17 protein-coding genes are annotated in these 19990 nt (G+C 65.9%); 13 read left to right on the top strand and 4 right to left on the bottom strand.

The window, feature by feature from the left end; all coding sequences use genetic code 11:
* Window positions 1–6: 6 nt before the first annotated feature.
* Both pcaG and pcaH read right to left on the bottom strand, forming a co-directional pair.
* Window positions 7–645 (bottom strand): protocatechuate 3,4-dioxygenase subunit alpha, encoded by a 639-nt coding sequence (gene pcaG / locus CH249_RS00985; RefSeq protein ID WP_094682568.1) that lies wholly within the window; start codon window positions 643–645, stop codon window positions 7–9.
* Window positions 638–1354: a protocatechuate 3,4-dioxygenase subunit beta gene (gene pcaH / locus CH249_RS00980; protein ID WP_094682567.1), complete on the bottom strand. Its 717-nt coding sequence runs from the start codon at window positions 1352–1354 to the stop codon at window positions 638–640. The genes pcaG and pcaH overlap by 8 nt, the downstream gene beginning before the upstream one ends.
* Before the next feature lie 108 nt (window positions 1355–1462).
* Between pcaH and CH249_RS00975 the strand changes: the two genes are divergently transcribed.
* Together CH249_RS00975 and CH249_RS00970 are read left to right on the top strand one after the other, a co-directional pair.
* Window positions 1463–2212 (top strand): CoA transferase subunit A, encoded by a 750-nt coding sequence (locus CH249_RS00975; protein WP_179272913.1) that lies wholly within the window; start codon window positions 1463–1465, stop codon window positions 2210–2212.
* Window positions 2209–2856 carry a CoA transferase subunit B gene (locus CH249_RS00970; protein WP_094631079.1) on the top strand — a complete coding sequence of 216 codons (648 nt, stop codon included), beginning with the start codon at window positions 2209–2211 and terminating at the stop codon, window positions 2854–2856. Before CH249_RS00975 ends, CH249_RS00970 begins: the two co-directional genes overlap by 4 nt.
* Here CH249_RS00970 and fdhD read toward each other — a convergent pair.
* Window positions 2833–3678 carry a formate dehydrogenase accessory sulfurtransferase FdhD gene (gene fdhD, locus CH249_RS00965; protein ID WP_094631080.1) on the bottom strand — a complete coding sequence of 282 codons (846 nt, stop codon included), beginning with the start codon at window positions 3676–3678 and terminating at the stop codon, window positions 2833–2835. The genes CH249_RS00970 and fdhD overlap by 24 nt on opposite strands.
* A 34-nt stretch (window positions 3679–3712) precedes the next feature.
* The gene (gene malQ / locus CH249_RS00960; protein WP_094682566.1) at window positions 3713–5884 is read right to left on the bottom strand and encodes a 4-alpha-glucanotransferase; all 2172 of its coding nucleotides are present in this window, start codon (window positions 5882–5884) and stop codon (window positions 3713–3715) included.
* Between the two features lie 84 nt (window positions 5885–5968).
* On the opposite strand from malQ, the gene CH249_RS00955 reads away from it, so the two are divergent.
* From CH249_RS00955 to rpmA, 11 genes are all read left to right on the top strand, one after another.
* The gene (locus tag CH249_RS00955) at window positions 5969–6736 is read left to right on the top strand and encodes an aromatic acid exporter family protein (RefSeq protein WP_094682565.1); all 768 of its coding nucleotides are present in this window, start codon (window positions 5969–5971) and stop codon (window positions 6734–6736) included.
* A 154-nt stretch (window positions 6737–6890) separates the two neighbouring features.
* Window positions 6891–7322 (top strand): anti-sigma factor, encoded by a 432-nt coding sequence (locus tag CH249_RS00950; protein ID WP_045194606.1) that lies wholly within the window; start codon window positions 6891–6893, stop codon window positions 7320–7322.
* The gene (locus CH249_RS00945) at window positions 7322–8107 is read left to right on the top strand and encodes a SigB/SigF/SigG family RNA polymerase sigma factor (RefSeq protein WP_032394586.1); all 786 of its coding nucleotides are present in this window, start codon (window positions 7322–7324) and stop codon (window positions 8105–8107) included. The genes CH249_RS00950 and CH249_RS00945 overlap by 1 nt, the downstream gene beginning before the upstream one ends.
* A 28-nt stretch (window positions 8108–8135) precedes the next feature.
* Complete coding sequence (locus CH249_RS00940; RefSeq protein WP_094682564.1) at window positions 8136–10127, top strand: alpha/beta fold hydrolase; 1992 nt, start codon at window positions 8136–8138, stop codon at window positions 10125–10127.
* Window positions 10128–10136: 9 nt separating this feature from the next.
* Window positions 10137–12812, top strand: a complete 2676-nt coding sequence (locus CH249_RS00935) for a valine--tRNA ligase (protein ID WP_032394584.1) — start codon at window positions 10137–10139, stop codon at window positions 12810–12812.
* A complete protein-coding gene (locus tag CH249_RS00930) occupies window positions 12813–14243 on the top strand; it encodes a folylpolyglutamate synthase/dihydrofolate synthase family protein (protein WP_045194613.1) in 1431 nt (476 codons plus the stop codon).
* Window positions 14240–14629: a DUF4233 domain-containing protein gene (locus tag CH249_RS00925; protein ID WP_032394583.1), complete on the top strand. Its 390-nt coding sequence runs from the start codon at window positions 14240–14242 to the stop codon at window positions 14627–14629. Before CH249_RS00930 ends, CH249_RS00925 begins: the two co-directional genes overlap by 4 nt.
* 70 nt (window positions 14630–14699) lie before the next feature.
* Window positions 14700–15113 (top strand): nucleoside-diphosphate kinase, encoded by a 414-nt coding sequence (gene ndk, locus CH249_RS00920; RefSeq protein ID WP_094647785.1) that lies wholly within the window; start codon window positions 14700–14702, stop codon window positions 15111–15113.
* Between the two features lie 502 nt (window positions 15114–15615).
* Entirely contained in the window at window positions 15616–19074 is a 3459-nt protein-coding gene (locus tag CH249_RS00915; RefSeq protein WP_094682707.1) for a translation initiation factor IF-2 N-terminal domain-containing protein, read from the top strand.
* Window positions 19075–19309: 235 nt separating this feature from the next.
* Window positions 19310–19621, top strand: a complete 312-nt coding sequence (gene rplU / locus CH249_RS00910) for a 50S ribosomal protein L21 (protein ID WP_032394581.1) — start codon at window positions 19310–19312, stop codon at window positions 19619–19621.
* A gap of 59 nt (window positions 19622–19680) precedes the next feature.
* Window positions 19681–19944 carry a 50S ribosomal protein L27 gene (gene rpmA, locus CH249_RS00905; RefSeq protein WP_032379202.1) on the top strand — a complete coding sequence of 88 codons (264 nt, stop codon included), beginning with the start codon at window positions 19681–19683 and terminating at the stop codon, window positions 19942–19944.
* The last annotated feature ends 46 nt before the right edge of the window (window positions 19945–19990 follow it).

Here is a 19990-nt window from a genome sequence, read left to right as displayed (position 1 = left end):
CGTGTGTCACAGCGCGAAGAACGGAGTCTCGTCGCCGTCCGGATCGGTGTTCTGCAGCACGATGTCCAGGTGATACCCACCGTGGACCGGTGCTGCGACGAGTCTGGCACGCTTGTGCGCAGGCATGGCGGACAACACCGGATCGACCGCATTGGCCTCGACTTCGTCGGGAAAGTACACCCGTGTCACAGCTCGGTCGAGCATCCCGCGAGCGAAGACGCTGACGTCGATGTGCGGTGCTTCGACACGATCGTCCTCGGCCGGCAACGGTCCGGGCTTGATCGTGGTGATCGACATCGTCCCGGTCTCGTCCGCGAACGCGCGCCCGAAGCCGCGGAAACCGACTGTGCGTGACGCCACCGCGCCGCGCGGATCGTCGGGGTGATCGAACCGGCCGTAGGCATCGGCCTGCCAGGTCTCTATCATGGCGTCGGACATGGGGTTTCGGGCTCCGTCGATGACCGTGAACGAGACGGTGATCTCGCCGTCGGTGCCCTGCGGTACCACGCTCTCACCGTCGGGCCACAGCAGTCCGATATGGACGTATGGACCCACTGTCTGAGACGGCGTCTGGCCGAACGGTGCGGTGGTGAAGTCGGCACCGGAGACCACCGGGTAGCGCGGGGCGAACTCGGGATCAGTCATCGTGGTCGTCTTCCTCGAAGGGGGTGGCGTTTCGGCCGCGGAGCACGATGTCGAATCGGAATCCGAGGGCCCAGTTGTCCTGTGTCGCTTCGTAATCGAACGCGCCGATCATTCGGGCTCGCGAGTCCTCGGGTGCGGCGTTGAAGATCGGATCCTGAAAGAACATGGGGTCGTCCGGGAAGTACATCTGGGTCACCAGTCGCTGAGTGAACGCCTGGCCGAACAGCGAGAAGTGAATGTGGGCCGGCCGCCACGCGTTGTGGTGGTTGCCCCACGGGTATGCGCCCGGCTTGATCGTGGTGAAACGGTATCGACCCTCGGCATCGGTGAGAACGCGTCCGGTGCCGTTGAAGTGCGGATCGAGCGGTGCAGGCCACCGATCGCCGGTGTGGCGGTAACGGCCGCCTGCATTGGCTTGCCACACCTCGACGAGGGTGTTCGGAATCGCCCTGCCGTCGCTGTCGAGTACGCGGCCGTGCACGATGATCCTCTGCCCTTGTGCCTCACCGCCGTTCGCCAGGGTGAGATCGGCGTCGGCGGCGGTGACACGTCCCTCGCCCAGCACCGGTCCGGTGATCTCGGTGAGTCGCTGGGGGAGCAGGGTCAGCGGCTGCGCCGGATGCCGAAGAGCGGTGGTCCGGTACTCGAGGAAGTCGAGCGGGGCATGGACCCCCGATTGATCCCGATACTCGGGCGGGAGAAGAAGCATCGAAGGTTCCTCACGATTGTGGTGATCTACGCAACAGACACCATAGCGAGATGTTCGCATTGTGGCAACCTGTTCATATTCCGCACAACATGCGGTAGCGTGCGTCTCATGTTGGACAAAGTCGTGGCCAGCGCCACCGAAGCCGTAGCGGACATTCCCGACGGATCGTCGATCGCCGTCGGCGGTTTCGGATTGGTCGGAGTGCCGGAGATTCTCATCGACGCCGTGCTCGCGCAGGGTGCGACCGATCTGGAAACCATCAGCAACAACTGCGGGACGGATGGCTTCGGCTTGGGAGTGCTGCTGGCGCAGCACCGTATTCGCCGGACCATCAGCTCGTACGTCGGTTCGAACAAGGAGTTCGCGCGGCAGTATCTCTCCGGAGAACTCGAGGTCGAGCTCACCCCGCAGGGCACCCTCGCCGAGCGACTGCGAGCGGGCGGTGCCGGCATTCCGGCGTTCTTCACCCCCGCAGGGGTCGGAACTCAGGTCGCAGACGGCGGATTGCCGTTGCGTTACGACGGCAGCGGCGGTATCGCACTGGCCAGTCCTCCCAAGGAGACCCGCGAATTCGACGGTGTCACCTACGTGATGGAACGCGGAATAGTCGCCGACTACGCGCTCGTGCACGCATGGAAGGGCGACCGACACGGCAACCTGGTGTTCCACGCCAGTGCACGAAACTTCAACCCGCCGGCCGCCGAGTCGGGGCGCATCACCGTCGCACAGGTCGAGCATCTGGTCGAGCCGGGGGAGATCGGACCGGACGAGATACACACCCCGGGTATTCACGTGCAGCGGGTGGTCCACGTCGGACCGGTCGAGGTCGGCATCGAGCAGAGGACGGTACGAGCATGAGCGAGAAGATGACCCGCGAACAGATGGCGGCTCGGGTGGCGCAGGAACTCGGCGACGGTCAGTACGTCAACCTCGGCATCGGCATGCCGACTCTCGTGCCCAACTACATCCCCACCGACGTATCGGTGATCCTGCATTCGGAGAACGGAGTGCTCGGTGTCGGCCCCTATCCCACCGAGGACGAACTCGACGCCGAGATCATCAACGCGGGCAAGGAGACCATCACGGTCCTGCCCGGTGCGTCCTACTTCGACTCCGCGCAGTCGTTCGGAATGATCCGTGGCGGCCAGGTCGACGTCGCAGTACTGGGGGCGATGCAGGTCAGCGCCACCGGTGATCTGGCGAACTGGATGATTCCCGGGCACATGGTCAAGGGGATGGGTGGCGCGATGGACCTGGTGCACGGAGCGCGACGCGTCATCGTGATGATGGAACACGTCTCTCGCAAGGGTGAGCCGAAGATCCTCGAACGCTGCTCTCTGCCGCTCACCGGCAAAGGCTGCGTGCACCGCATCATCTCGGACATGGCCGTACTCGACGTCACCGAACGCGGACTGCGCCTCGTCGAGACCGCGCCCGGTGTGTCCGTCGACGAGGTCAGAAATGCGACCGCTGCCGAACTACTGGTGGACGCCGACGTCTGAGACGTGAACGCGGTGGGCGTGAGAGTAGATGTTCATGGACCTACCGCGGAGGAAGCCGACGACCGTCAAACCGGACTCGGTGGCGAGGTCGACCGCAAGCGAGGACGGGGCCGAGACCGCTGCGAGAATCGGTATTCCGGACATCACGGCCTTCTGGGCCAATTCGAACGAGGCGCGGCCGCTGACCATGAGCACTGTGGCCTGCAGGGGAATTCGATCGTTGGTCACCGCCCAACCGACCACCTTGTCGACGGCGTTGTGGCGTCCGACATCCTCACGTAGAACGAGCATCTCGCCGTCTGCGGTGAACAGGGCGGCGGCATGCAGACCGCCGGTGGCATCGAAGACCTTCTGCGCGGCCCGCAACGTGTCGGGTAGCCCGGACAGAGTATCGGACGTCACGACGACCGAATCGGCCACGGGGGAATGCTTGGTGCGCAATCGAATTGCGTCCAACGATCCCTTGCCGCACACCCCGCACGAGGACGTCGTGTAGAAGTTCCGTTCGACGCCGGTCTCCGGTGGAGCGACACCCTCGGCCAGGGTGACGTCGAGGACGTTGTAGGTGTTCGCGCCCTCGTCGTCGACCCCGTCGCAGTAGCGAGCCGCTGCGATATCGGCCCCCGAGGCGATCACACCTTCGGTCAGCAGGAAGCCGTGAGCGAGCTCGACGTCGTGGCCGGGAGTTCGCATGGTGACGGCCAGCGCTGTGCCGTCGACTCTCAACTCCATCGGCTCCTCCACCACGAGGGTGTCCGGGCGCTCGACGCGGTGCCCACTCCTGAGTCGGACGACGGGTCTGCGGGTAGTGATGCGGCCCATCAGTGTCGGTTGGATTCGCGGTGACGACGGTGACTCATTCTTCGATTGTGGACCCCGGCGTTCTCGGGCCGTCGACGCGGTCGGTCATTGCGTTCACCAACGACACCATGCGCGGGTGATCGACGAGGTCGTCGACGAGTACTCGCTTGCCTTCGGCGTCGGCCAACGGGATCTTCCAGTTCTCGTACTGGGTTTCGTCGGTGCCGGGCTGGTTCTGGATGCGATGTTCTCCGACTGCGTCGACGAGAGCGACACCGATCAGCAGGGACGGACTGCGCTGGACGAGGCGATGCAGAGCTTCCACCGTTCGGTGGTTGTCGGCGTCGGCGTCGAGCAATCCGCGCTCACGCGCCAGCTCGAGGACCGCCTCGCGTTTTTTCGCGTCGACCTCCTTCTCGGAGTCGATATCGCGTTCGAGAAGGCCGAGACGTGATCGCAGGTCGATGTGTTCGCCGTCGAGATATCCGGCCGTGGGCGGCAGGTCGTGCGTGGTCACCGACGTCAGACACAGACTGCGGTAGTTCTCGGGCGGGATCGGTCCGGATTCGTCGGCCTCGAACCACAGGATCGAGGTGCCGAAGATGCCGCGTTCGGTGAGGTACTCCTGCACCATCGGCTCGAAGACGCCGAGATCCTCACCGACGACCACCGCGCCTGCGCGTTCGGCCTCGAGGGCCAGGATGCCGATCAGGGCCTCGTGGTCGTACTCGACATACGTTCCGCCGCCTGCGTTCTCGGCCTCCTGCGGAATCCACCACAGGCGGAACAGGCCCAGGATGTGGTCGACGCGGATACCGCCGGCATGACGCAGGATCGTGCGCAGCATGTCCCGGTACGGCACGTATGCCAGCTCGCGGAGTCGGTCGGGATCCCACGGGGGTTGATTCCAGTTCTGGCCCTGCTGGTTGAAGTTGTCCGGCGGTGCGCCCACCGTGACTCCCGACGCGAGCACGTCACCGAGCGCCCACGCGTCGGCTCCGCCCCGCGCCACGCCGACGGCGAGGTCGTGCATGATGCCGATGTCCATTCCCGCATCGAGCGCCGCACGCTGCGCGGCGGCCAACTGCTCGTCGCAGATCCACTGCAGCCACATGTGGAAGTCGATGCGCTCGGCGAGCTTGGTGCGCTGCTCGAGCACGAAGTCGGTCCGTGGGTGCGCTGCTCTGTCGGTCCACGCCGAATTCTCGGGTCCGAATTTCTCCGCCAATGCGCTCCACACCGCGAAATCGCGCAGTCCGGAACCCTCCCGTTCGACGAATGCACGGAATGCGGACTCGCGGGCCGGGCTTCGTTCCACCTTGTGAACACGTTCCAGGGCACGCAGTTTTGCCCTGAATGTCGAGTCTCGGTTCAGCTTCCCGGTTCGCTTGTTGGCCTTGTCGAAACGCTTCGCGGCTTTCTCGACCTTGGCGAACTGTTGCGGCGACAGCAGTGCGGTCTCGCGAATGTTCTCCACGCGGATGTAGAGCGAGTTGAAGAACCGGCGGGTGGTCGGCAGGTAGGGCGACGCCTCGACCGGTGTGGTGGGTCGGTCGGCGTGCAGCGGATTGACGAGAAGGTAGTCGAACCCGTGCTGGCGGCCCGCGATGTCGACCATGTCCTCCAGGTCACCGAGATCACCGATTCCCCACGACCGCTTCGATCGCACCGAATACAACTGGGTGAGCAAACCCGTGCGCTGCCGGTCTGCCAGTTCTGCATTGGGGGACAACGACTTCGGCGTGACCACCACGACCGTGTCCGAGGTTCGGACCGTGTTGTCCTCGCTGATCGTCGTCGCGGTCAGGCTGTGCCAACCGAGCGGTGCGCTGCCGGGAACGACGAACGTGGCGCGACCGATCAGGCGGCCGTCGACCTCACGGGGATCGACCCAGACGTCGGCTTGGGTCACCTCGATGGTCTCGCCGTCCTCGGAGACCATCGAGACCTCGACCGGATTGCCGTGTGGCACATGCACCCACACCACTGCATCGGTGCCCTGGGTCGCCACCACCACCGGCGGAAGCAGACGCCGCCACGGCGCGTTCTCGATGTCGGCCCGAGCTCGGTCGACGTCCTCGGTCGATTCGGTTGCGTAGCCGCGCGCGGCGAGCACTCGACGCAGGGTGTCGTCGCTCACTTCGCGAACGGTGTCGTCCCAGCCTCGGTACGAGGTCGATGTGCCGAGACGTCGAGCGAGAGAGCGAAGTGCCTGCGAGTAGTCCACATCGATGATCGTGCCAGTTCGCTACGTCCCCGTCACCCGGGCCGGGCGGTTTCGGGTCGACCGGGGTCGGGTGGGCGAACTGCGATGAGGTGGACACGACAGTCGGTCTCGCGAGACAGGACGATCGAAACCGTCGTGGTGTCCGCGAAAATGGCGGGTGCCGCGGCGGCGGCGTGGACTCTGGCCACCGAACTGCTGTCGATGTCGCAGCCATTCCTCGCTCCCTACGCAGCGGTGTTCCTGATCGAGGTGACGATCAGCCGAAGCCTGCGCTCGGCGGCCGAGCAGATCGCCAGGGTGACCGCAGGGGTTCTCGTCGCGGCACTCGTGGTTCGCATCGTCGGCCATCCGAGTGTGGCTCTGGCGGTCAGCGTCTTCGTCGGTGCGCTCGTGGGCCGTTGGTCGAAGTTCGGTACGAGCGGAATCTGGATACCGGTGACCGCGCTGCTGATGGTCACCTACGGATCGGCATCCGATCCGGTCGCCTTGGTGGACAGGATCGTCGAGCTCGCGGTCGGTGCCGCAGCCGGTGTGGCGGTGAACGCTCTCGCAGCACCGCCGCTGTACTGGCGGCAATCACAACACGCGGTGGAGTCGGTGTCCTCGGCCGCGGGATCCCTGTTGCGGGACGTCGCCTCGATCCCGTTCCGCCGTTCCACGCGCTCGGAGACGACGTCCGTGTCGCCGGTGCCGACTTCGTGCGTGCCCTGGCGGACGTGGTCGAGGGCCGGTGCGATGCGCGCCGTACCCAGGCGGACGTGGTCGACCGGGTCGCTGCGGCGGAAGAGACGTTGGCGGTGCTCGTGCACACGGTGGTGGCGTCCGGGCAGGGATCCGCCGGCGCGACGATGAGCGCAGGCAGGCTCGTGGGGCCGGCAACGGCAGCGCTCCGAGCGCTCACCTGACGCCTGTGTTGCTTCCGACTGCCAGGATTGAAACGCCGGGCGCTGGGTAGTCTGGCTCGGCGAACGGTAAAACGACTGCTCGGCGACGATGGGAAGTGCGGATGGCTGGGGTCAGCAAGATCGAAGAACTGGAGCGAGGTTCCGGTGCACCCGTCGAGCTGAGGGTGCGTGCAGAGGCAGACCAACTTCCTGTGGTTCGTGCCGTCGCCGAAACCCTCGCAGTGCTCAGCGACTTCACGCTCGACGACATCGCCGATGTGAAGTTGGTCGTCGACGAGGTGTGCTCGCAGCTGATCAAGGGCTCGGTCACCGATGCCGAGCTGTCGTGCATGTTCGCAGTGAGCGACTCCGGAATCCGAATCGTCGTCACCTCCACCCTGACACCCACTTCCGTACCGAAGAAGGACAGCTTCGGCTGGCACGTGCTGCAGACGTTGACCGACGCCATCGAACTGCGTGCCGACGACGCGGTAGACGACGAAGCAGGTCGCACGGTCGCGATCGACGTGGTCAAGCGGAGGAGCAAGGTCTAGTGCCTGTGCCGCACGAACGAAGCACACGGCGAGAGTCCGACGATTACAGCGACGTTGTCGCCCTGATCCAGCAGATGCAAGCGCTCGACGAGAATTCACCGCAGCGCCGAGTGCTGCGCGATCGCATCATCACCCGCTGCCTTCCTCTCGCAGAACACATCGCCCGCCGCTTCGGCGGTCGCGGCGAAGCACACGAGGACCTCCTGCAGGTCTCACGCCTCGGTCTGGTGAACGCGGTCGACAGATTCGACATCGAACGTGGTTCGGATTTCGTGTCGTTCGCCGTACCCACGATCATGGGCGAGGCTCGCCGGTACTTCCGGGACGCAGGATGGTCGGTTCGGGTGCCGCGGCGCATGAAGGAACTGAACTCGATGATCTCCCAGGCGGTGGGATCGTTGTCGCAGAAGCTCGGTCGAGCTCCGACTGCCAGCGAGATCGCCGTCGAGCTCGGGATCGACGTCAAGGAAGCCTCGCAGGCGTTGCTTGCGCGCAGCGCGTATCAGACCGTCTCGGTCGACTCGGTGGTCAGCGAAGATCGATTGCCGCTGATGGACACCCTCGGTGCCGACGATCCCGAACTCGAGAAGATGGAGAGCTATCTCGCGGTGCGCCCCGCGCTCGAGAAGTTGCCCGAGCGTGAGCGTCGCATCGTCGTGCTCAGATTCTTCGGGTCGATGACCCAGACACAGATCGCGGAGAAGGTGGGGATATCGCAGATGCACGTCTCGCGAATCCTGGCTCGCACGCTCGCTCAGCTGCGTGAGGACCTCGGCGAGGACTGACAGCGGCCGGTGGAGCTAGGCTCGCTGGATGAGCATGTACGACGACGTCGACGAGTACATCGGAGCCCGTCGGGTCACAGGCCTGGCGGCATCGCACGATTTCTCGCGGGCGGTGATCGTGGTTGCCGCACTGGACGATTCGCGGACCGAGTATCGAACGTCGTTGTGGGAGATCGATGTCGACGGTGGTTCGTCGGCCCGACGCCTCACGCACGGCGAGTGGGGCGAGAGCGCTCCGGTGTTCACCCCGGCCGGCGACTTGTTGTTCTCCCGCCGATCGAGCAAGGACGATCCGGCCCGGTTGTGGATTCTTCCTGCCTCGGGCGGTGAGGCGCGAGTGCTCGAGACTCGGTCGGCCGGTCTGAGCGAAATCCGAAGCGCCCGTTCCGGACACGCGCTGGTCGGGTTCTCGCCGGTGTTCGGATCGTCGCGCACCGATGAGGACGACAATGCCCTGCGCACCGAGCGCAAGGCGAACAAGGTGGATGCAATTCTGCACACCGGGGTTCCGGTGCGTTTCTGGGATCACGACCTCGGTCCTGCCACCCCGCATCTGTTCGCCGGATCGACCGACGGTACGACGGTGTTTCGTGATCTGACCTCGGATGCGGCGGGAGCTCTGCACGAGGCGGCGTTCGACATCAGTGCCGACGGTGCGTTCGTCGTGTCCACCTGGGCCGTACCCGGCGCTCTGGCGACCGTGCGGACGGTGCTGGTGCGCATCGACACCGCGACGGGGGAGCGCAGCACGATCGTCGACGACGTCGATGCCGATCTGGGCGCGCCGGCGATCTCGCCCGACGGTGCGTCCGTGGTGTTCGTGCGTGAATCGCTCTCCACTCCCGAGGATGCGCCTCGAATGACGCTGCAGCGCTACGACTTCGGGACTGCTTCCGTCGTCGATGTCGCGCCCGGCTGGGATCGATGGCCGATCGACCCGGTGTGGTTGCCGGACGGGTCGGGGGTACTGGTGACCGCGGACGACGACGGCCGGTCGCCGATCTTCGTCGTCCGCGAGGGCGCTGAGCCGCGTCGGCTGACGAACACCGACGACGCCTACACTCACGTTCACGTGTCCTCGGACGGAACCAGGGTGCTCGCACTCGCCGCGTCCTATCTGGCCGCCCCGCATCCGGTGTCGATCGATCTGTCCGACGGCACCGTTGTGGACCTCGACACCTCCATCGACCGCAGTCCGTTGCCCGGAACTCTCACCGAGATCGACACCGTCGTCGACGACGGAGCCCGGGTGCGCGGTTGGCTGGCACTGCCCGATGGGGCCTCGGACGCGGCACCCGCACCGCTGCTGCTGTGGGTGCACGGTGGTCCGCTGAGCTCGTGGAACACCTGGTCGTGGCGGTGGAATCCCTGGCTGATGGTCGCCCGTGGGTACGCGGTGCTGCTGCCCGATCCGGCTCTGTCCACCGGGTACGGCCAGGAGTTCGTGCAGCGCGGCTGGGGTGCGTGGGGAAAGGCTCCGTTCACCGATCTGATGGCGTTGACCGATGTCGCAGCCGCGCTACCGCACATCGACGACACCCGCACCGCGGCGATGGGCGGATCCTTCGGCGGCTACATGGCCAACTGGATCGCCGGGCACACCGACCGGTTCGACGCCATCGTCACCCACGCGAGCCTGTGGGCGCTCGATCAGTTCGGGCCGACCACCGATGCCCCGTACTACTGGGCTCGCGAGATGTCTCCGGAGATGGCGGTGGAGAACTCCCCACACCTGTTCGTCGCGGACATCGCCACGCCGATGCTGGTCATCCACGGCGACAAGGACTATCGAGTGCCGATCGGCGAGGGCCTGCGGCTGTGGTACGAACTGCTCAGCGAATCCGGCCTGCCCGCCGACGACGAGGGCAACACCGACCATCGTTTTCTCTACTTCCCGGCCGAGAACCACTGGATTCTGAGTCCCCAACACGCCAAGGTCTGGTACGAGGTGGTGCTGGCATTCCTGGCGCAGCACGTGCTGGGCGAGAGGGTGTCGATGCCTCGAATCCTCGGCCACTAGAATCGACCGGTGACCAGTTCAGCGCCAGAGCACTCAGAGAACCCCGCCGATTCGATCGACCTGCCCAAGAGCTGGGATCCCAGTGCGGTCGAGGCGGAGCTGTACCGGTCCTGGGTCGACGCCGGGTACTTCGAAGCCGACGCCACCAGCGGCAAGCCGCCCTACTCCATCGTGCTGCCCCCACCCAACGTCACGGGCAGCCTGCACATGGGTCACGCTCTCGACCACACGTTGATGGACGCGCTGAGCCGTCGCAAGCGGATGCTCGGGTACGAGGTGCTGTGGTTGCCGGGCATGGACCACGCGGGTATCGCCACCCAGACCGTCGTGGAAAAGCAGCTCGCCGCCGACGGAAAGACCAAGGAAGAGTTCGGCCGCGAGCTGTTCATCGACAAGGTCTGGGACTGGAAGCGTGAATCGGGCGGAACCATCGGTGGGCAGATGCGACGCATCGGCGACGGTGTGGACTGGAGCCGAGAGCGATTCACCATGGACGACGGCCTGTCCGAGGCCGTGCAGACCATGTTCAAGCGGATGTTCGACGACGGTCTGATCTATCGCGCCGAGCGACTGGTCAACTGGTCTCCTGTGCTGCAGACCGCCATCTCCGACATCGAGGTCAAGTTCGAGGACGTCGAGGGCGAACTCGTCTCGCTGCGATACGGCTCGCTCGACGATTCCGAGCCGCATGTCGTCGTCGCGACCACCCGAGTCGAAACGATGCTCGGCGACACCGCAGTTGCGGTTCACCCCGACGACGAGCGGTACAAGGCTCTCGTCGGCACCACCCTCGAGCACCCGTTCACAGGGCGGCAGATCCCGATCATCGCCGACGACTACGTCGATCCCGAGTTCGGCACCGGTGCCGTGAAGATCACCCCGGCTCACGACCCCAACGACTTCGAGATGGGTGTGCGGCACTCGTTGCCGATGCCCTCGATCATGGACAAGGCAGGTCGGATCGCCGACACCGGAACGCAGTTCGACGGCATGGACCGTTTCGAGGCGCGCGTGAAGGTTCGTGAAGCACTGGCCGAGCAGGGCCGCGTCGTCGCCGAGAAGCGTCCCTATCTGCACAGTGTCGGCCACTCCGAGCGCAGTGGCGAGCCGATCGAGCCGCGCCTGTCGCTGCAGTGGTGGGTCAAGGTCGACACCCTGGCGAAGGCGGCCGGTGACGCAGTGCGCAACGGCGACACCGTCATTCACCCGAAGAGTCAGGAACCGCGCTGGTTCGCCTGGGTCGACAACATGCACGACTGGTGCATCTCGCGTCAGCTGTGGTGGGGTCATCGGATTCCGATCTGGTACGGACCCGACGGCGAGACCGTCTGCCTCGGACCGGGGGAGACGCCGCCCGAGGGCTGGGAGCAGGATCCCGACGTTCTCGACACCTGGTTCTCGTCCGGGCTGTGGCCGTTCTCGACGATGGGGTGGCCCGACGCCACGGCGGATCTCGAGAAGTTCTATCCCACCGGTGTTCTCGTCACCGGATACGACATCCTGTTCTTCTGGGTCGCCCGCATGATGATGTTCGGCACCTACGTCGGAGCGGACGACGCGATCACCGCGGGCAAGTCGGGGCCGCAGGTTCCGTTCCGAGATGTGTTTCTGCACGGCCTGATTCGGGACCAGTTCGGCAAGAAGATGTCGAAGTCGCGGGGCAACGGCATCGACCCCCTCGACTGGGTCGACCGTTTCGGTGCCGACGCGCTGCGCTTCACGCTCGCTCGCGGCGCGAACCCCGGAGCCGACATGTCCGTGGGCGAAGACCACGCCCAGTCGTCGCGCAACTTCGCCAACAAGTTGTTCAACGCCACCAAGTTCGCTCTGATGAACGGCGCGGCACCGGCAGATCTGCCTCGGCGCGTCGAGTTGACCGACGCCGACCGATGGATACTCGACCGGCTCGAACAGGTTCGGGCAGAGGTGGATTCGGCGTTCGATCGGTACGAGTTCAGCAAGGCCTGCGAGGCGCTCTATCACTTCGCCTGGGACGAGGTCTGCGACTGGTACCTCGAGATCGCCAAGGTTCAGTTCGCCGACGACGCCATCGCCGCCACCACGCGCGGAGTTCTCGGTAACGTCCTCGACGCCCTGCTTCGGTTGCTGCATCCGGTGATTCCGTTCGTCACCGAAACGCTGTGGAAGGTGCTCACCGGCGGCGAGTCGCTGGTGATCGCGGCGTGGCCCACTGCCGCCACCGAGTCGTTGGATCCTGTTGCGGCACAACGCATCGAGGACATGCAGCGGCTCATCACCGAAATTCGCCGATTCCGCAGCGATCAGGGACTCAAGCCGTCCCAGAAGGTGGCGGCCCGCATCGTCGGAGTCCCCGACTCCGATCTGGACGGGCAGATTTCGGCGGTCACCGCACTGGCTCGACTGACCGAGCCCGCCGAGGACTTCGCGGCCACGGCCTCGGTGGAGGTGCGCCTGAGCAAGGCCACCGTGGTCGTCGAACTCGACACCTCGGGCACCGTCGACCTCGTCGCCGAACGGGCCCGCCTGGTGAAGGATCTGGCCGCTGCGGAGAAGGAACTGGCGCAGACCACCGGCAAGCTCGGCAACGAAGCGTTCCTCGCGAAGGCACCGGATGCGGTGGTGGACAAGATCAGAACACGCCAGACGATCGCGGGCGAAGAGATCGCACGCATCTCGGCGCGGCTCGAATCGATGGGAACCTAAGTGACCGAACCCGACGCCGCCCTGCCGCTACCTCCGCCGAGCCCGGTTGATCTGGCCGAGCTCGCCCTCGTGGAGGCCGAGCTCGACAAGCGTTGGCCCGAAACCAAGATAGAGCCGTCGACGGCTCGGATCTCGGCGCTGATGGATCTGCTCGGGTCGCCGCAGAAGGCGTACCCGTCGATTCACGTCGCCGGCACCAACGGCAAGACCTCGGTGACTCGCATGATCGATGCACTGCTCACTGCCTTCCACCGACGCACGGGCCGAACCACCAGTCCGCACCTGCAGATGGCGACCGAGCGGATCAGCATCGACGGGCGGCCCATCTCTCCGCGGCTCTACGTCGACACCTACAACGAGATCGCACCGTTCGTCGAGATGATCGACGCGCAGTCCGAGGCTGCGGGCGGACCCCGAATGAGCAAGTTCGAGGTGGTCACGGCCATGGCGTTCGCTGCGTTCGCCGAGGCCCCGGTCGAGGTCGCCGTCATCGAGGTCGGACTCGGTGGGCGTTGGGACGCCACCAACGTCGTCGACGGCGAGGTCGCCGTCATCACCCCGATCGGCCTCGATCACGTCGAGTTCCTCGGCGACGACCTCGCCGGGATCGCAGGCGAGAAGGCGGGGATCATCAAGAAGGCCCCGGAATCGCTCGTGCCGCGCGACACCGTCGCGATTCTGGCGAAGCAGCAACCAGAGGTCTCCGAGGTGCTGCTGCGGGCGGCGGTGCAGGCGGATGCCGCGGTGGCGCGGGCCGGATCGGAATTCACCGTGCTCGGCAGGCAGATCGCCGTGGGAGGCCAGCAACTGGAACTGCAGGGGCTCGGCGGGGTGTACACCGACGTTTTCCTGCCGTTGCACGGCGAGCATCAGGCGCACAATGCCTCGCTCGCACTCGCGGCGGTCGAGGCGTTCTTCGGTGCCGGTCCGGATCGCCAACTCGATCAGGACACCGTGCGCGGCGCGTTCGCGACGATCGTCAATCCGGGTCGGCTCGAGCGGGTTCGCAATGCCCCGACCGTGTTCCTCGACGCCGCGCACAACCCGCACGGGGCGGCAGCGCTCGCCGCCGCCCTCACCGACGAATTCGACTTCCGCAAACTCGTCGGCGTCGTCAGCGTCATGGCGGACAAGGACGTCGGAGCGATTCTCGACGCACTGGAACCGGTGTTCGACGACATCGTCGTCACCCACAACGGGTCGGCGCGGGCGATGGACGTGGACGCGTTGGCCGACATCGCGGTGGCCAAGTTCGGTGACGAACGCGTCGTGGTGGCGTCGACACTGCCCGATGCCCTGGAAACGGCGATCGGGCTGGCCGAGGAGGTCGCCGAGCCGGGGGAGGCCGTGTCCGGTGCCGGAGTCGTGGTGACCGGATCCGTGGTGACCGTCGGTGCAGCTCGCACTCTGTTCGGAAAGGACCCCGCGTGAGCGAAACAGAGTTCAGACCACCCACGAACGACCCGTGGAAGGGGTTCCGCGGTGTCGCGGCGGGCACCCTCGTGCTCGAAGCCATCGTGACGCTGCTCGCGCTGCCGGTGGTGGCGACCCTCGGCGGCGGCGCGACCTGGTTCTCGACGACCTACATCGTGGCGTTGGCCGTCGTGATGGTCCTGGCGGCGGGCAAGCAGGGGGAGCCGTGGGCGATGAAGCTCAACCTGATTCTCCAGCTGTTCGTCGTGGCCGGGGCGGTGTTCCACCTCTCCATCGGTGCCGTCGGCCTGATCTTCATCGCGGTCTGGCTGTATCTGCTGTACCTGCGCCGTGACATCACCGAGCGGATCCGACGAGGAATGTTGCCGGGGCAGCGCGACTGATCGGGGAAACCCGTCGGTTTCGGCGATGCGGCGCGCGCTGCATCTCCGGGTTCCATTACTGTCGTCTTTCGTGACCGACCGCACCCTTGTACTGATCAAGCCCGACGGAGTTGCCCGGCGTTACGTAGGAGAGATCCTCGGCCGCGTGGAGAGGAAGGGTCTGAGCATCGTCGCACTCGAGCTCAAGACCGTCTCCCGCGAATTGGCCTCGGCTCACTACGCGGAGCACGAGAGCAAGCCGTTCTTCCCCGAACTCCTCGAGTTCATCACGTCCGGACCGGTCGTGGCCGCAGTTCTCGAAGGCCCCCGCGCCATCGCGGCCTTCCGTCAGATCGCAGGCGGCACCGACCCCGTGGCCAAGGCGGTTCCCGGGACCATCCGCGGTGACCTCGCCCTGGACGGTCAGCAGAACCTGGTACACGGATCGGATTCCGTGGAATCGGCCGAGCGCGAGATCGCACTCTGGTTCCCCGGCCTCGCCTGACCGTTCTGCCGTCGACAGAAACAGCAACGTTCGTCAGCCACGCCGCACCCGTCGGAAACCCGATCGGTGCGGCGTGGCGAGTACGCATCACAGCGTGTGGGATACTCGACAACAGATCGACTCCACTGCACCAGTACGTACAGGTTTCACGCTCCACCCGAAGCGCAGGCTTCACGGAAGTTCGCTAGACCGGTGTGATGGATTCGATCGGATGACTGTCGTCTATCCGCTGCCCGTCATCGCAGATGCTCGAACGAGAGACAGGCTCGTTCGCGTTCTTGCTTGATGATCAGGCGCTCGGATCGCCGGTACACCACCATCCAGCCAGGCACTGCACACGCTGTCGTCGACCACCGAGAACTACGAAGTGGTCATCGGCTCGGGTGCGGAGCGAGACCGAACAGCTGACGTCCAACCCGACGTGAGTACACAAGGATTGCCCTCGCGTGGCCGCGTCACACCCGAAGTCGGATGGACGCGCCCGGGGGCCCGAGGAGACTACGTGGCCGATCAAAGCCCGCCCGAAGATGTACAGAACGAAAACACAGGACGTACGGAGGCCCCCGGCCCGGTGTCGCCTGTGGAAACCGACGCGGTGTCGTCGGCGCAACCCGACACCATCGAGCTGCCGACCAGGCTGCGCGTGCACGCATTGGCGAAGATCCTGGGCGTCACCAGCAAGCAGCTGCTCGTCACCCTCGGTGAGCTCGGCATCGAAGCGCGCAGTGCTCAGTCGAGCCTGAGCCGTGACGTCGCCGAGTCCGTTCGTGATTCGGTCAACGGCCCCACAGCAGCAACTCTCGATTCCTCGACTGCCGAGCCGACTCCGGTGCCCGACGTCGATTTGCCTGCTGTCGATGTGCCTGCCGCCGATGCGCCCACAGACGAGGTTCCGTGGTCCGAGCCGCAGCTGTTCACCAGTGCGCCGGCTCCTGAGTCGAAGGCCGCCGCGCCCGCGGCAACGACCGACCAGCCCACAGCGACGACGTTCGCCACCCCTCTGTTCCTGCAGCCCGCCGCTGTCGATGCTCCGGCGACGGAATCGACGGAATCGACGGAGTCACCGGCCGAGCCTCCGGCTCGCCGTCGCCGCAGCCGCAAGGCCGCCCCCAAGCACGAGGCTGCGAACGCCGAGAGCAGTGCCACTACCGACAGCAGCGAGTCCGCAGTGATGCCGGAGACCGGTGCATCCGAGGTCTCCGCCGTCGAGACCGACCGGTCCTCCTCCGAGGCCGGCGAGTCGGCCGAAGCCGAGAGCTCGACCGACGGTGACGGCGACGACGATCAGTCTCAGCCTCGACGTCGCCGGCGCGGCCGTCGTGGTCGCGGACGCGGTCGCGGCGAGCAGTCCTCGGACGAGTCGACCGACGAGAACTCGGACGACGATTCCGACGGGGACACCGACAGCACCGACACCACCGATTCGACCGACGCGGAGTCGAGCGACGACGCGGACTCGGACGAGTCCTCGGCAGGTGACGGGCAGCAGTCGAACTCGGGACGACGCTCGCGTCGGTCACGTACTCGCAGCCGTTCCTCCGACCGTCAGAACTCCGATTCGACCGACTCCTCCGACGACGCGCGCACCGCGGACTCCTCGGCCGAGGACGGCGACGACGAGTCCGATTCCGGAGCCCAGGACAACTACGACGACTCCGACAACGGTGGTTCGGACGGAGACGGCTCCAGCCGCCGTCGCCGTCGCCGTCGCAGGCGCAAGACCGGAGCCGAGGCCGCTGCCGAAGGCGCGACGTCCGAGGACGATCCGCCCAACACCGTCGTGCACGAGCGTGAGCCACGCAACAAGAGTCGCGCACCCCGGGACGAGGTTCAGGGAATCACGGGTTCGACGCGCCTCGAGGCCAAGCGTCAGCGCCGCCGCGACGGGCGCGATGCCGGCCGTCGTCGTCCGCCGATCCTCACCGAGTCCGAGTTCCTGGCGCGCCGCGAATCCGTCGACCGCGTCATGGTCGTGCGCGAGAAGGCGACACCGGATCATCCGCTGACCACACAGGTTGCCGTGCTCGAAGACGGCGTGCTCGTCGAGCATTTCGTCACCAGCAGTGCCACCGCGTCGATGGTCGGCAACGTGTACCTGGGCCGCGTCCAGAACGTGCTGCCCAGTATGGAAGCAGCGTTCATCGACATCGGCCGAGGCCGTAACGGTGTGCTGTACGCAGGCGAGGTCAACTGGGACGCTGCCGGTCTCGGCGGGAGCGCGCGCAAGATCGAGCAGGCCCTCAAGCCGGGCGATCAGGTTCTCGTGCAGGTCAGCAAGGACCCGGTGGGGCACAAGGGTGCTCGCCTAACGACGCAGCTCTCGCTCGCCGGTCGCTTCCTCGTCTACGTGCCAGGTGGAAGCTCCACCGGTATCAGCCGCAAGCTGCCCGATACCGAGCGCAAGCGGCTCAAGGAGATCCTCCGCGACATCGTGCCTCCCGAGGCAGGCGTCATCATCCGCACCGCAGCGGAGGGCGTCAGCGAAGAAGAGCTCGCACGTGACGTGACTCGCCTGCAGGCGCAGTGGGCCAGCATCGAAGAACGCTCGGCCAACGCCGAAACCGGCAAGGGCGTGCAACCGCAGACGTTGTACGAAGAGCCCGACATGCTGGTCAAGGTCATCCGAGACCTGTTCAACGAGGACTTCTCCAAGCTCGTCATCGAGGGCGACAAGGCATGGACGACGACGTCCAACTACGTCGAGACCGTGGCCCCGGACATGATGGAGCGGCTGCACCGCTACGAGGCGGACGGCAGTTCGGTCGACGTCTTCGCTGCGCACCGCATCGACGAGCAGCTGGCCAAGGCTCTCGATCGCAAGGTCTGGCTGCCCTCGGGCGGCACCCTGGTGATCGATCGCACCGAGGCGATGACCGTCGTCGACGTCAACACCGGCAAGTTCACCGGCTCCGGCGGCAACCTCGAAGAGACCGTCACCCGCAACAACATCGAGGCGGCCGAGGAAGTCGTTCGCCAGATGCGTCTGCGAGACATCGGCGGCATGATCGTCGTCGACTTCATCGACATGGTGCTCGAGTCCAACCGCGATCTCGTACTGCGGCGGCTCACCGAGTCCCTCGGACGCGACCGGACTCGCCATCAGGTGTCCGAGGTGACCTCGCTCGGACTGGTTCAGATGACCCGTAAGAAGCTCGGTACGGGGCTCGTCGAGGCGTTCTCCACCACATGCGAGCACTGCCAGGGTCGCGGCATCGTCGTGCACCCGTTCCCCGTCGATGCAAAGCCGGACAACGACGGCGGACGGTCGAATTCGTCGCGGTCCGACAGCAGCAACTCGGGAACGAGCAGCAGGCGTCGACGCGGCAAGGACAACAAGGCCGACGGCAACGATCGGTCGGACGGTGGCGACCGGGCGTCCTCGAACGATCGGGCAGGCACGGGAGACGGTCACGAGCACCCGGTGGTCGATCCGTCGATCAAACGAGCGCACCCGGTGGCGCTGGCCATGGCCGCGCATCACGACGACGTGGTCGCCGACGTCAGCCCGGCCGATGTCGAGACACCGGCACCGGCCGAAGCTGCCGGCGGCGACGCAGTGGTGACCGTGGTCTCCGCCGACGACGTGGACGTTGCGGCCGCGTCGGTCGCCGACGCCGAGACCGAGGCCACCGAAGTCGACACGCCCGCCGAGACTGCGGCCGACGAGCCGTCGGCTCCGGTGGCTGCCAAGGCTCGACGCGGACGGCGGGTGGCCCGCAAGGCTGCCGCGCCGACCGGCACAGCACCCGACGCGGGCATGGTCATCGTCGTACCCGCCACGGACGACTCGGGGGACGCCACGTCTTCCGACCAGGCCGGGACGGCACCCGACGAGCCGTCGGCACCGCTCACTGCGGCGGCCGAGCAGCCAACGGAGCCCGTCGAGGTGCCTGCCGCACGTCCTCGCAGACGGCGCGCAGCAGCGCGGCCTGCAGGTCCTCCGGTGGACGTCGATGCCTAGCAGAGCAGGGCAGTTTGACCCTGGCCGTCTCCCTGCCGTAACCTTGATAAGTCGCTCCCGGTGACACCGTTCTGCCGTGCCGTAGTGGTGCTGTAGGAAACAACGGTTCTCGAGCGGGTCGGAATGATCGTCATCCCGACCGGCCGATAGGGAGCAAGCAAACACGTTTTACCAGACCAGTCGTGTTGCCATGCGCAATGCGAGCAAGTTCGAAGAAGCAAGGGGTAGCCCTCCGATGGCAACGTACGCGATCGTCAAGACCGGCGGAAAGCAGTACAAGGTCGCTGTTGGTGACCTCGTCAAGGTCGAGAAGATCGAGGGAGCGCCCGGCACTGCTGTCTCGCTTGCTCCGGTCCTCGTCGTAGACGGATCCGACCTGACCACCGATGCAGACAAGCTGGCGAAGATCTCGGTCGCCGGTGAGATCGTCGAGCACACCAAGGGCCCGAAGATCCGCATCCACAAGTTCAAGAACAAGACCGGATACCACAAGCGTCAGGGACACAGGCAGAAGCTCACTGTCCTCAAGGTCACCGGCATCAAGTGACCAGGTCCCTTCGGACCCGCGTTCTCCCAAGCTGATTCACCCCGAGGAGGGTATGCAACATGGCACACAAGAAGGGCGCATCGAGCTCCCGTAACGGTCGCGACTCGAACGCTCAGCGCCTCGGCGTCAAGCGTTTCGGCGGCCAGACCGTAGGCGCAGGCGAGATCCTGGTTCGTCAGCGCGGCACGCACTTCCACCCCGGCGTCAACGTCGGCCGTGGCGGCGACGACACCCTGTTCGCACTCGCCCCGGGCGCAGTCGAATTCGGTGCCAAGCGCGGTCGCAAGACCGTGAACATCGTTCCGGTCGCTGTAGAGGCCTAGTCCTTCTGCAGCGCTCGCGCCCACGATGGCCGACGCGACCGGGCAA

This window comes from Rhodococcus sp. 05-2255-3B1 (assembly GCF_002258545.1).
Lineage (GTDB): Bacteria > Actinomycetota > Actinomycetes > Mycobacteriales > Mycobacteriaceae > Rhodococcoides.
This window is presented reverse-complemented; position numbering and strand designations above follow the sequence as displayed.